Genomic DNA, 12,998 nt, shown 5'->3' with positions numbered 1-12,998 from the left:
CCAGCATCGAAGCATGGAGACGAACCCGACCGCCCCTGAGGCGGACCCAGTGCAGGACGACGCGAAGGGGGACTCCGCGGCGTCCGGCCCGACCACCCCGGAGGCGGCGGGATCGCCTCCATCCTCCGGCGGACCCGGCGCGGCGACACCCGCGCCGGGCACCGGCACCGGGTTCTCCCCGTGGTTGCGCCGACTCGGCGTACCGCGTCGCTCGGGCTGGCTCGGCGGCGTCTGCGCGGGCGTCGCCGCCCGTCTCGGCATCGACCCGATCATCGTGCGTGGCATCGTCGTGGTGATCGCCCTGCTCGGCGCCCCGCTCGTGCTGCTCTACGCCGTGGCGTGGCTGCTGCTGCCCGACACCGACGGCGAGATCCACTTCGAACGGCTGACTCGCGGCATCGTCGACCCGGCGATCGTCGGTATCGCCGTCATGGGAGTGATCGGGCTCGTGCCGCTCGTGCAGGGCGGATGGCTCGGCTGGCGCTGGTGGCCCGACATGACGATCTCCGACCCGATCTTCGGCTTCAACCTCACCTGGCCGCTGCGCGTGCTGTGGGTGCTCCTCATCGTCGGGGCGGTCATCGCCCTCGTCGTCTGGCTCGCACGGCGAGCCTCCCAGAACCCCCCGGACGGCGGCGGGCCGCGAATGGCTTCCGCGGCGACCGCCGCCGCTTCGGGGTATCCCGCGTCGACCGCGTTCGCGGCATCGGATGCGCCGGCGACGACGGGAACCGCGGCGAGCACCGAGCCGCCCGTGCCGGCGAACGGCGCCGATGCGGCGGCCATCGCCGAGTGGCGCGCGCAGCACGAGGCGTGGCGACTCTCGCACGCCGAGTGGAAGTCGGGCCAGGAGAGCGCCGAGCGGGCCGCCCGAGCCAGGGCCGCCGCCGAGAACAAGGCGAAGGCCATCGCACTCACCGCCCAGGCCGATGAGGCCCGGGCCGCGCGCCGGGCCAGCCGCCCCCGGGCGAGCGCCGCGTTCGTGTTCACGTTCCTCGGTCTGGCCCTCGTCGCCGGATCGATCGCGGCGGTCTGGGCGCTCGGCCGACCGAGTGTCGCCGGGTTCGCGATCCCGATCGCCCTCGCGGCCGTGACGATGCTGCTCTCGCTCGGCATGGTCATCGCCGCGCTCCGGCGCCGGCGAAGCGGCGCCCTCGCATTCACGACGACGCTCGCCACGGCCTCGATGATGGTGGCCGTGCTCGCGTCGTCGTTCATGCCGCAGGGCGTGCTCATACCACCCGGACACAGCGTCTCGCTCGACCGTACCCAACGACTCGTGCAGCCGTTCGGCGACGCGTACCTCTACGCGACCCCTTCCCTCATCGGTGATTCAACCCCCGTCATCGAGCTTCGACAGGGCACCGGAGACACGTGGATCACGCTCGACGAGGGCGCCGAGATCGAGCTCGACGCGCGCGAAGCCGGGCCCGTCCAGCTCTTCATCACCTCGCCCGACGGCTCGGTGCGGTCGACATCGCAACTCGGTGATGCGGACTCCCGGGTGCTGATGCTCGGCGGCGAGCCGGCGGTCGCAGAGGACCTCACCGGCGATGCCGACGCGCGGATCGTGCTCGAGCAGGGGTCCGGCATGGTGCACATCGAGATTCGCGAAGGAGCATGACCATGACCACGAACAACCAGGACTCCGGCCAGCCGACGACCGCACCGGATGCCGCCGTCACCGCCATCCTGGCCGACTGGGGCACACCCGCTGCAGGCGCCCCGGCGGCGATATCGCCCGACAACGGCGATCCCGCCGCGCGTGGGACGACCCGGCCGACGGTGCGCTGGGGCGCACTCGTCTGGGCGTTGATCTTCGGGGCGACGGCCGCGACGACGCTCTGGGTCGTCGTCGACCCCGCTCGCCGCGACGCCGTCGGCGGGTGGCTGACCAGCTTGAGCCCGCTCGCCGCCGTGCTCTACGCGTTCATCGCCCTCGGCGTGGTCGTGGCGATGTTCGGCATCGTCGGCCTCCTCCGCCGCGGCGAGCGCACCCGCCGCTGACGCGACACGAGCGGCACCGACCGCGCTAGAGCTCGACGCCGACGAGCACGGGTTCGGGCCGCAGCACGATGCCGAACTCGGCCTGCACCCGGCTCTGCACGAATCTGGCGAGCTGCACGATCTCGTCGGCCGAGGCGTCGCCCCGATTGGTGAGGGCGAGGGTGTGCTTCGACGAGATCGCGGCGCGGGAACCGGGCAGCGCGAACCCCCGGCCGATGCCCGACTGCTCGATCAGCCACGCGGCCGAGAGCTTCACGAGCGGCCCCGTCTCGCTCGCGTTCCGGTCGGCGGAGACGCTGTCGGATGCCTCGAGCTCGGCCTGGTGCGCGAGGAAGGCGTCGAGCGGCGACTCCGAGCCGAGCGAACCGAGCGGGATCACCTCGTCGGGCGCCTCGGGTTCGACGTACCATCGCGGTGCCGCCGCGGGCAGCGTGCGCGCGACGTGCTCGCCGACGATCGGGTTGGTGAAGAACGAGCCGGCGCTCACCGAGTCGGCGTCGGCCGCATCGAGCACCATGCCCTTCGACGCGCGCAGCTCGAGCACGCTCTCGCGAACCTTCGCGATCGGCACCCGGTCGCCCTGCTGCACGCGCAGCGCGGCAGCGAGCTGCCCGTAGGCGATCGGCCGGCCGAGTGCCTCTCCCAGCACCTCGCGCTCGGCGGCGGTGTCGTGCAGTTCGAGCTCGACCGTCACGACGATGCCCCGCAGGCCCTGCTTCAGCACCGAGGTGCGATAGGCGAGCTCGAGCTCGTCGGCCGTCATGCGTCGCGGGGCATCGGCCCCCTCGTCGAGGAACTCGATCGCGACGAGCGTCGACGCGAGCTCCTGCCCGTAGGCGCCGATGTTCTGCACCGGCGCCGCACCGACCGAGCCGGGAATGCCAGAGAGCGCCTCGATGCCCGAGTAGCCGTGCTCGACCGTCCAGGCGACGAGGTCGTCCCACGACTCGCCGGCCTGCACGCGCACGCGCACCGAGTGCTCGTCACCGGAGCCCGGCAGCACCTCGATGCCGTGCGTCGCGACGCGGATCACCGTGCCGTCGAACCCCTCGTCGCCGACCAGCAGGTTGGAGCCCCCGCCGAGCGCGAGCCACGGGGCATCCGTCGCCCAGGTCTCACCGGCGAGGTCGACGAGATCGCGCTGCGTCGTCGCCGTGAGGAGTCGATCGATCGGACCGCCGACCCGCAGGGTCGTGTACTCCGCGAAACGGATGTCGCCGCTCATGTCAGCCGAGCGCGACGCGCACTTGCGCCTTGCCGAGCACCGTCTCTTCGCCGACCTTCACGGTCAGGTCGATGCGGGCCACGGTCTCGGCTTCGTCGAGCTGGCCGACCTTCGCGATCACCGAGACGACGGCGCCGATCGCGGGGTCGACGACGACGGGGCGGGTGAAGCGCACCTGGTAGTCGACGACGCGGCCGGGGTCGCCGGCCCAGTCGACGACGGGCTGCACCGCGAACCCCATGGTGAGCATGCCGTGGGCGAGCACACCGGGAAGGCCCACCGCGTGCGCGACGTCGTCGCGGTAGTGGATCGGGTTGAAGTCGCCCGAAGCGCCGGCGTAACGCACGAGCGAGTCACGGGTGAGCGGGAACGACTGCTCGGCGACGATGTCGCCGACGGCGAGGGAGGCGAAGTCGGGGGCGGGCATCAGTCTTCTCCTCGCACGACGAGCTGCGACAGGGCGGTCACCACGTGGGCGCCGTCGGCATCGACGATGACCGACTCGGCGACGACGATCGAGTGCGCGCCGAGGGTCTTGACGCTCGAGACCGTCAGGGTCGCGGTGAGCAGGTCGCCGGCGACGACGGGGCGTGAGTAGCTGAAGCGCTGATCGCCGTGCACGACTCGGGAGAAGTCGATGCCGGCGTCGGGCTCGGCCAGCAATTGGGCGAGCGTGAGCTCTTGCACGACGATCGGGAAGGTCGGCGGAGCGACCACGTCGTCGTAGCCGGCCGCGCGCGCGGCCTCGGGATCGAGGTTGATCGGATTCGTCGCGAAGACGGCACGGGCGAACTCGCGCACCTTCTCACGACCGACGAGGTAGGGCTCGGTCGGCGGGAGGACCCGCCCCTGCAGCTCGGGGTTCACTGGCACCCCGCCAGTCTACGTGCGGACCCGTGCACACCTTCGAGACCGCACGTCTCGACACCGTCCCCGCCGAGCTCCCTCGCGCCGCCCGCTTGTCCGTCTCCCCGCTTCGACCGATGGGCGAGCATTTCTCCGAATGGCGTATGCCAGTTTTCCCTCGTCGATGAGGGGGAACTGGCATGCGCGGATCGGGACGATCTCCAGGCGTCGATCAGTTCGATCGTGCGCGCCCACGGTGGCGGTTCGAGGTCGTGCTCAGTCCTCAGCGACCGCGCGCGAGAGGGTCTCGCCGCGGAAGAACGCCGGGCGCTTCCGCCACTGCCACAGCATGATGACGACGCCCGAGAGCAGCACGACCACGCCGAGCACGAAGACGAGCCCGAGCCCCGCGACCGACGAGCCGGAACCGTAGTCGGGGTCCATGCTGTCGATCAGCGTCGTGAAGAACAGCACCGCGAGGATGACCCCGCCGACGAGCGGGAACAGCAGCGTGAAGAAGACGTTGCGCACCGAACGGAACCACACCGCTCGGAAGAACCAGACGCACGCGAACGCCGTGATGCCGTAGTAGAAGCAGATCATCATGCCGAGCGCCGTGATCGTGTCCCACAGCACGTTCTCGCTCACGAAGCGCATGACCGCGTAGAAGACCGAGGCCACGATCGCCGAGACGATCGTCGCGTAGCCGGGCGTGAAGAAGCGCGGGCTGACCTTCGCGAACTTCTCGGGCAGGGCGCCGTAGTGCCCCATCGCGAGCAGGGTGCGCGCGGGCGAAACGAAGGTCGACTGCAGGCTCGACGCCGAGCTCGTGAGCACGGCGAGCGAGACGAGCACCGCAAGCGGGCCGAGGATCGGGCCCGCGAGGTGGAAGAACACGTTGTCTTGAATGTCGGGGTTGCCGAGGCCGAACTCGCCGGTGCCGACGCCCGCGAAGGCGATGAGCGAGACCGCGATGAGCAGGTAGAGCACCACGATCGTGACCACGGTGATGGTCGCCGCCCGGCCCGGGGTCTTCTCCGAACCGCGCGTCTCCTCGTTCATCGTGAGCGTGACGTCCCAGCCCCAGAAGATGAAGATCGAGAGCGAGAGCCCCGCGGCGAACGCCGAGAACGACTCGACGGCGAAGGGGTTGAACCACGAGAGCTCGATCGCGGTCGCGTCGAAGGCGTTGCCGTTCGCGACCTCGACGAGCGCCGCGACCGAGAAGATGACGAGCACGGCGACCTGGAAGCCGACGAGCCAGTACTGCAGCTTCTGGGTCGTCTGCATGTCGCGATACGAGATCCACGTCGCGCCGAGCATGAACAGCAGGCACGTGACGACGTTGACGAACGGGTTCGCGGCGATGTCGGCGATGTCGGGATTGCCCGCGATCTGCGAGATCAGGAGGAAGAGGAAGTCCACGGCGATGCCCGCGAGGTTCGACAGCACGAGGATCGTCGCGGCGACGAGCCCCCAGCCGGCGAGCCACCCCACCCACGGCCCGAACGCGCGGGTCGCCCACGTGAACGAAGTGCCCGAGTCGGGCATGCGGCGATTGAGTTCGCGATAGCCGAACGCCACGAGCAGCATCGGGATGAAGCCGACGAGGATGATCGCCGGCACTTGCACGCCGACCTCCGACACCGTCGGTCCGAGCGCGGCCGTCAGCGTGTAGGCGGGGGCGATGCACGAGATGCCGATGACGATCGCGCCGATGAGGCCGACCGAACCGGCCGAGAGGCCCTTCTTCGAGAGACCGCCGGCCGCGCCGTCGATGGCGCGGGATGCCTCGGTGATCGGCGCCGGGTTGTCGGAGGGATGCGTCATTGCCGTCTCTTTCAGGTCGTGGTGCGCGGCGTCGTGGCGCGCGCCGTCGCGGTGCGCGGCACCACGATCATCGGCACCGGCAGCTCGCGCAGCATCTTGGCCGCCGTCGAGCCGAGGAACAGGTGGCTCGGTGTCGCGAGCCGGTTCGAGCCGACGAGCACGAGCTCGCCCGCATGCCAGTCGAGTGACTGCACGGCGGCCTCGATGGTCGTGCCCTTCGCAGTGACCGCGGTGGACTCCACGCTCTCGGGCAGGGCGCGCCGGGCTGTCAGCAGCACCTCCTCGGCGTGCACGGTGCTCGTGAGCTGGGCGAGTTCCTCGTCCATGCCGGCCGGCAGGTCGATCGAGACGAGGGAGAGCAGCCGCAACGGCGCATGCGTGAGCCGGGCCAGCCGCACGGATGCCTCGAGCAGCCCCTCGGCCCCCGGCCTGGTGCCGACCGCGGCCGTGATGCGGGTCACGCCCTGACCGGTCGGCACTTCGCGCGACCCCGCGGGGGCGAGCGCCACCGGCACGTCGGAGGAGTGCAGCAGTTCGTTCGCGACCGAACCGATGCGAACGCGTCCGAGGATGCCGCCGCGCGCCGCGCCGACGACGATGAGCATCGCCTCGAACTCGTGCGCGGCCGCGATCAGGCCCTCGGCGAACGACTCCGCGTAGCGGATGTGCAGCGACTGGGCCACCTCGTCGCCGAGCGCGGCCGAGGCCTCGGCCAGCCACGTGCGCGAGCGTTCCCTGAGGAACCGCTCGTATCCGGCATCCGGCGGAACGACGCTGCCGCGCGCCTCGCTCGGCAGCACGATGACGACCTCGAGCACGGCCTCGCTCGCGCGGGCGATGCGGGTCGCGAGGGCGAGCGCGTCGGCACCGCTCTCGTTGGCGATGTAGCCGACGACGATGCGGGTGGGCATCACTTGCTCCCGAGGATCTCGGCGGCGACCTCGCGGCCGACCCGGATCGCCCCGTCGACGTGCTGGTAGCCCTTGCCCGCCATGTCGGAGCACGAGAAGTGGATCGGCCCGACCGGGGTGCGCAGGTCGGCTCCGTACCGTGCGAGCCCGCCCATGTCGAAGCTCGCGGCGTACGCGCCGCGAGTCCACTCCTCGGAGCCCCAGTCGCTCTCGTAGTACACGACCGGGTTCAGTGCCTCGGGGCCGTAGTAGTGCGACATCGACTCGAGGATCCGGGCCTTCCGCTCCTCGGGCGTGAGCGAGAACACGCCGTCCGCCTCCTCGTCGGAGACGAAGCCGACGAGCGTGCCCCGCGGGTCGCCGTGGTTGGTGTTGTCGTAGGCCTCGTGGCAGAGCTCGTACGGGCTGAACGCCGTGCCCGAAAGCCCGGCCTCGCGCCAGAACGGCGTCTCGTAGACCGCGTGCACCTTGATCACGAACCCCATCGACAGGTGCTGGTGCAGCTGCTGCTGGCGACGCGGCAGCGGCGGCTCGTACGAGATGCGGCTGATGAGGATCGGCGGCAGCGCGAGCACGATGTGCTTGGCGTGCACCTCGAGCGAGTCGGTCACCGCGACGACACCCGAGGCCGGGGCATCCGGCTGCCAGCGCACGGTGCGCACGGGCTGGCCGAGCCGCACCGCGTCGCCGAGCCGCTCGGCGAGGCGCAGCGGCACCTGCTGCAGGCCGCCGACGACGCGCTGGTCGAGGATGAAGTCGGCGTCGACGAGGTTCGAGAACGAGCCAGCGGATGCCGCCATGAGCAGCGCCTGCAGCGCCGAGAAGGCGTGCGCCGGCTTCGTGAGCATGGCGCCGGCGATGAACATGCCGATGTTCAGCCGCGCCTCCTCGTCGTCGGTCTGCGTCTCGAGCCAGTGCGCGAACGAGATCTCGTCGAGCTCCTTCGCGCGCGGGTGCGCCCAGGGTGCGTCGGGGTCGATCTCGGCGACGAGCGCGTCGAGCTTCTCGATGAGGCCGACGATCTCGTTCTCGGTCTTCGCGGGCACCGGGAAGATGTCGCCCTCGAAGAGCCGGCGCTCGCCGCTCGCATCGATGTAGACGTTCTCGCCCTCGCGATAGCGGGAGTACGTCTCGAGGCCGAGCTCGGCGAGCGTCTCGATGAGCGCATCCTGGTCGGGCGAGACCCACTGGCCGCCGATCTCGAGCATCGCGCCGTCGATGTCGTCGGTCCAGAGGCGGCCACCGATGCGCTCGCGCGCCTCGAGCACGACGACGCTCCTGCCGGCATCCTTCAGTGTGTTGGCGGCGGTGAGGCCGGATGCCCCGGCGCCGACGATGACGACGTCGCAGTCGATGCGTTCCATGGTCTCTGCTTTCCTGAAATCGGATGTCTGGATATGGGCGAGCGGATGCCGCGGCGCGCGGCCGCGGCATCCGCTCGCCTGGTTCAGCTCACCGGGATGAGCGTGTACTTCGTGTCGAGGTACTCGTGGATGCCCTCGAGCCCGCCCTCGCGGCCGATGCCCGACTGCTTGATGCCGCCGAACGGCGCGGCCGCGTTGGAGACGAGGCCCGTGTTCAGGCCCATCATGCCCGTGGCCAGACGGTCGATCATGCGGTGACCTCGCGCGAGGTCTTGCGTGAACACGTAGGAGACGAGGCCGTATTCGGTGGCGTTGGCGAGGCGCACGGCCTCGTCTTCGGTCGAGAACGTCGTGATGCCGAGCACCGGGCCGAAGATCTCTTCACGGAGGAGTCGGGCGTCGGCCGGCACGGAGCCGAGCACGGTCGGCGCGTAGAAGGTGCCGGCACCGTCGATGGGAGCGCCGCCGGCGAGCACCCGCGCGCCCTTGTCGACCGCGTCGCTGACGAGCTCGTCGGTCGAGGCGACCGCCTTCGCGTCGATGAGCGGGCCGATCGCGACGCCGTCTTCGGTGCCCCGCCCGACGCGCATCGCACGCACGCGCTCGGCCACCCGGGTGCCGAACTCGTCAGCGACCGACTCGTGCACGATGAAGCGGTTGGCGGCGGTGCAGGCCTGCCCGATGTTGCGGAACTTCGCGAGCATCGCACCGTCGACGGCCCTGTCGAGGTCGGCGTCGTCGAAGATCACGAACGGCGCATTGCCGCCGAGTTCCATCGAGGTGCGGAGGATGCCCTGCGCCGCCTCCTTCATGAGGCTGCGGCCCACCTCGGTCGAGCCCGTGAAGCTCAGCTTGCGCAGGCGCGGGTCGGCGATGATCGGGCCCGAGACCTTCGACGAGGTCGACGTCGCGATGACGTTCACGACGCCGGCGGGCAGGCCGACCTCTTCGAGCAGCTGCACGAACGCGAGGGTCGTGAGCGGCGTGAGCGCCGGGGGCTTGATCACCACGGTGCATCCCGCCGCCAGTGCCGGTGCGATCTTGCGCGTCGCCATGGCGAGCGGGAAGTTCCACGGCGTGATGAAGAACGACGGGCCGACGGGGCGCTGCGAGACGATCATGCGGCCGGTGCCCTCGGGGTTCAGGCCGTAACGGCCCGAGATGCGCACGGCCTCTTCGCTGAACCAGCGGAGGAACTCGCCGCCGTAGGCGACCTCGCCGCGCGCCTCGGCGAGCGGCTTGCCCATCTCGAGCGTCATGAGCAGCGCGAACTCCTCCTTGCGCTCTTGCAGCAGGTCGAAGGCGCGGCGCAGCAGCTCACCGCGTTCGCGAGGGGCGGTCGCGGCCCACGCATCCTGCGCGGCCACCGCGGCGTCGAGTGCGCGGATGCCGTCGGCGACGGAGGCGTCCGCGATCTCCTTGATGGTCTCGCCGGTCGACGGGTCGACGACGGCGAGGGTCTTGCCGCCCTCGGCCCCGACCCACTCGCCGCCGATGAAGAGGCCGCCGTCGACCTTGTCGAGCACCGTGGCTTCCAGAGTTGCGTTCGTCATGCGTGTGCTTTCCGTTCGATGTTCCGTGAGTGGCGATCAGGGGTTCGGTCGGTGCGGACGATCAGGGGTGGAGGCCGCGCAGCTCGTGCGCTTCGGCGACGCGTTCCACATCCGTTCTTCCAGTCTGGACTTCGCCTCGTCGGCGCGCCACCGGTGCACCGTCTTCGCCGCGAGGGGGCCGGTCATGCGGTCTTCAGTCCTTCCGCGACGACGCCGAGGCCGTCGACGAGCAGTTCGTCGGAGATCGTGAGCGGCGGCAGGAAGCGGATGACGTTGCCGTAGGTGCCGCAGGTGAGCACGACGACGCCGTTCGCGTGGGCGTGCTCGGCGACGGCCTTCGTGAGCGCCGCGTCGGGCGCGCCGGTCTCGGGGTCGACGAGCTCGATCGCGACCATCGCGCCGCGGCCGCGCACGTCGCCGATCCTGGGGTCGGCCGTGCGCAGGGCGTTGAGCCGGCCGATCAGCACGGCGCCGATCTCGCGAGCGCGCCCGATGAGGCCGTCTTCCTCGTACGACTCGATCGTGGCGAGCGCCGCGGCGCAGGCGAGCGGGTTGCCGCCGTAGGTGCCGCCGAGGCCGCCGGCCATCGCGGAGTCCATGATCTCGGCGCGCCCCGTGACCGCCGAGAGCGGCAGGCCACCGGCGATGCCCTTCGCCGTGACCACGAGGTCGGGCACGATGCCCTCGTGCTCGCTCGCGAACCAGGCGCCGGTGCGGGCGAAGCCGGTCTGCACCTCGTCGGCGATGAACACGACGTCGTTCGCGCGGGCCCACTCGACGAGCGCGGGGAGGAAGCCCTGCGCCGGAACGATGAACCCGCCCTCACCCTGGATCGGCTCGATGATGATCGCGGCGAGGTTCTCGGCGCCGACCTGCTTCTCGATGACCGAGATGGCGCGGGCCGCTGCCTCGGCGCCCGAGAGGCCGCCGTCGCGGAAGGGATAGCTGAGCGGCGCGCGGTACACCTCTGAGGCGAATGGTCCGAACCCGCTCTTGTACGGGATGTTCCTCGCGGTGAGCCCCATCGTGAGGTTCGTGCGTCCGTGGTAGGCGTGGTCGAACGCGACGACGGCCTGCTTCTTGGTGTAGTGGCGGGCGATCTTGACCGCGTTCTCGACGGCCTCGGCGCCCGAGTTGAAGAGGGCCGAGCGCTTGACGTGATCGCCGGGCGTGAGGGCGTTGAGCTTCTCGGCGACCGCGACGTAGTTGTCGTACGGGGCGACCGTGAAGCACGTGTGCGTGAAGGCGTTCAGCTGCGCGGTGACGGCCTCGACGACGCGGGGGTTCGCGTTGCCGACACCGGTGACCGCGATGCCCGAGCCGAGGTCGATGAGCGAGTTGCCGTCGGCGTCGACGATGACGCCGCCGCCTGCTGCGACCACCGAGACGGGGATGGTCGTGCCGACGCCCGAGGCGACGGCCGCGGCCTTGCGGGCCATGAGCTCCTGCGAGCGCGGGCCTGGGATGGCGGTGACGAGACGGCGCTCCTGTGCGAGCGAAGGTCCCCCGGTCGTGATGGCCGGGGTGTCGACGAGAGTCATGAGTGCTCCGATGCAGGCTGACGACGGTGGCTGGTGCCGTAATGCTAGGTCGGGCGGAGCGGATGCCCGAGCGCCCGCCTGTACACTCTGCTTGCAGTTCTTCGACACCACGTACAGCAGGGAGATCGCCGTGCAGCCCACCGTGCAGACCCTGCTCGACCGCCCCGAGCTCGGGCTCGGCCTGCTCACGCAGGCGCCCGAACTGCCCGACGGCGCGCTCGCCGCGCCCGTCGTCTGGGCGCACAGCTCCGACCTCGCCGACCCCACCCCCTTCCTCGACGCCGGTCACGTGCTGCTGACGACCGGCACCCAGTTCGGCGACGACGCCGACGCCGCATTCGCCGCGGCCTACGTGCAGCGACTCCGCGCGACAGGTGTCGCAGCCCTCGGCTTCGGCACCGAGGTGATTCGCGAGGGCACCCCCGAGTCGCTCGTCGACGCCTGCGCCGCGCAGGGCCTGCCGCTCTTCGAGGTGCCCTACCGGGTGCCGTTCATCGCGATCGCGCGCACGGTCGCCGACCTCATCGCCGAAGACGCCAACGCCCGCCAGGCCTGGGCGCTCAGCGCTCAGCGCGCGATCTCGCTCGCGGCGCTCCGCCCCGACGGGCTGTCGGCGACCCTCGCCGAACTCTCGCACCGCATCGGCGCCTGGGTCGGGCTCATCGACGCGACCGGGTCGCTCGACCGCGAGGCTCCGTCGGGCGGGCTCGACCAGCCGCTGCTCGGCGAGGTCGTCGGCGAGGCGCGGTCGATGCTGCGCCGCGGCCAGCGCGCCGGTCGCACGCTGCTCGCGGGCGAGTCGACCGGTGCCCCGCAGCGGATGACGCTGCAGACCCTCGGCACGGGCGGAGCGCTGCGCGGGGTCATCGCGATCGGCGACTCCCCCGAGCTCGACCAGGCCGGCCGCGAAGTCGTCACCTCGGTGATCGCCCTCGCGGGTCTCGCGCTCGAGCAGAATCGCAACCTCGACCGGGCCAGGGGTCACCTCCGGTCGGGGCTCCTGCGCGGCATCCTCGCGGGCGAGCTCTCGCTCGCCGAACGGGTCGCGACCGAGATGTGGGGGCCGCTCCCGGCGGCGCCGGTTCGCATCGCGGTGACGGATGTCCCGATCGCGAGCGCCGATCGCCTCACCGAGCTGCTCGAACTGCGCGTCGACGAGCGGGGCGGGCGACTCTTCTTCGGGCGCGACGACGAGCAGTTCGTGCTCATCGTCGAGGAGTCCGACGCGGGGCTCGCCGACGAGCTCGCGACGGAGTTCGAGTTGCCCGTCGGCATCTCGGACCCGGTGGCCACGGGCGGCATCGCGCTCGCGCACGAGCAGGCGCTGCGGGCGCTCGAGCGCGCTCGCGAGTCGGGTTCGGGCGTCGTGCCGTTCGACGAGATCAGCCGCCAGGGGGTGCTCGCGTTCCTCGCCCGCACCGATGCCCGTGCCGTCGCCCTCGCGACGCTCGCCCCGCTCACCGAGCACGACGCCGCGGCCGGCACCGCGTTGCTCGCGACCACGCGCACCTGGCTCGAGCACGGCGGGCAGTTCGACCGGGCCGCGCGGGCCCTCGGCGTGCACCGGCACACCGTGCGCAGCCGCATCGCACTCGCCGAGCGGCTCCTCGGCCGCGACCTGTCGGGCTTCCACGCACGGGCCGATCTGTGGGCGGCGCTCCTCGCCGTCGACTGACGCGGCATCCGGGCTCCGTCGCCCGACACCTCCCGCCCGCGCGCCC

Annotated in this window: 11 protein-coding genes; 3 read left to right on the top strand and 8 right to left on the bottom strand. The window is 71.2% G+C overall.

Translation table 11 applies throughout. The features are described from left to right. Positions 1 to 13 precede the first annotated feature (13 nt). Both DCE93_RS01930 and DCE93_RS01925 read left to right on the top strand, forming a co-directional pair. On the top strand, positions 14 to 1,624 hold the full coding sequence (locus tag DCE93_RS01930; protein WP_168186155.1) for a PspC domain-containing protein: 1,611 nt from the start codon (positions 14 to 16) through the stop codon (positions 1,622 to 1,624). A 2-nt stretch (positions 1,625 to 1,626) separates the two neighbouring features. Further along, complete coding sequence (locus DCE93_RS01925; RefSeq protein WP_146184916.1) at positions 1,627 to 2,007, top strand: hypothetical protein; 381 nt, start codon at positions 1,627 to 1,629, stop codon at positions 2,005 to 2,007. A gap of 25 nt (positions 2,008 to 2,032) precedes the next feature. Here DCE93_RS01925 and DCE93_RS01920 read toward each other — a convergent pair whose 3' ends face one another. The 8 genes from DCE93_RS01920 to gabT form a co-directional block, all read right to left on the bottom strand. Next, entirely contained in the window at positions 2,033 to 3,232 is a 1,200-nt protein-coding gene (locus DCE93_RS01920; RefSeq protein ID WP_108594404.1) for a UDP-N-acetylmuramate dehydrogenase, read from the bottom strand. A 1-nt stretch (position 3,233) separates the two neighbouring features. Further along, positions 3,234 to 3,659: a MaoC family dehydratase gene (locus tag DCE93_RS01915; protein ID WP_108594403.1), complete on the bottom strand. Its 426-nt coding sequence runs from the start codon at positions 3,657 to 3,659 to the stop codon at positions 3,234 to 3,236. Continuing rightward, entirely contained in the window at positions 3,659 to 4,105 is a 447-nt protein-coding gene (locus tag DCE93_RS01910; protein ID WP_108594402.1) for a MaoC family dehydratase N-terminal domain-containing protein, read from the bottom strand. Before DCE93_RS01910 ends, DCE93_RS01915 begins: the two co-directional genes overlap by 1 nt. Positions 4,106 to 4,354: 249 nt before the next feature. Further along, positions 4,355 to 5,908 carry an APC family permease gene (locus tag DCE93_RS01905; RefSeq protein ID WP_108594401.1) on the bottom strand — a complete coding sequence of 518 codons (1,554 nt, stop codon included), beginning with the start codon at positions 5,906 to 5,908 and terminating at the stop codon, positions 4,355 to 4,357. An 11-nt stretch (positions 5,909 to 5,919) separates the two neighbouring features. Next, positions 5,920 to 6,819: a universal stress protein gene (locus DCE93_RS01900; protein ID WP_108594400.1), complete on the bottom strand. Its 900-nt coding sequence runs from the start codon at positions 6,817 to 6,819 to the stop codon at positions 5,920 to 5,922. After that, positions 6,819 to 8,183 (bottom strand): flavin monoamine oxidase family protein, encoded by a 1,365-nt coding sequence (locus DCE93_RS01895; protein ID WP_108594399.1) that lies wholly within the window; start codon positions 8,181 to 8,183, stop codon positions 6,819 to 6,821. Before DCE93_RS01895 ends, DCE93_RS01900 begins: the two co-directional genes overlap by 1 nt. 83 nt (positions 8,184 to 8,266) lie before the next feature. Beyond that, complete coding sequence (locus DCE93_RS01890) at positions 8,267 to 9,736, bottom strand: NAD-dependent succinate-semialdehyde dehydrogenase (protein WP_108594398.1); 1,470 nt, start codon at positions 9,734 to 9,736, stop codon at positions 8,267 to 8,269. 182 nt (positions 9,737 to 9,918) lie between these two features. Next, positions 9,919 to 11,277, bottom strand: coding sequence for a 4-aminobutyrate--2-oxoglutarate transaminase (gene gabT, locus DCE93_RS01885; protein WP_108594397.1), 1,359 nt, complete (start codon positions 11,275 to 11,277; stop codon positions 9,919 to 9,921). Positions 11,278 to 11,368: 91 nt separating this feature from the next. Here gabT and DCE93_RS01880 point away from each other — a divergent pair, with 91 nt between their 5' ends. Beyond that, positions 11,369 to 12,952 (top strand): PucR family transcriptional regulator, encoded by a 1,584-nt coding sequence (locus tag DCE93_RS01880; protein WP_235825323.1) that lies wholly within the window; start codon positions 11,369 to 11,371, stop codon positions 12,950 to 12,952. Positions 12,953 to 12,998 lie beyond the last annotated feature (46 nt).

The sequence above is a fragment of the Agromyces badenianii genome (assembly GCF_003070885.1).
Classification (GTDB): Bacteria; Actinomycetota; Actinomycetes; order Actinomycetales; family Microbacteriaceae; genus Agromyces; species Agromyces badenianii.
Note: the sequence above shows the minus strand (reverse complement) of the source record. Positions and strands in the feature narration are given on the sequence as shown.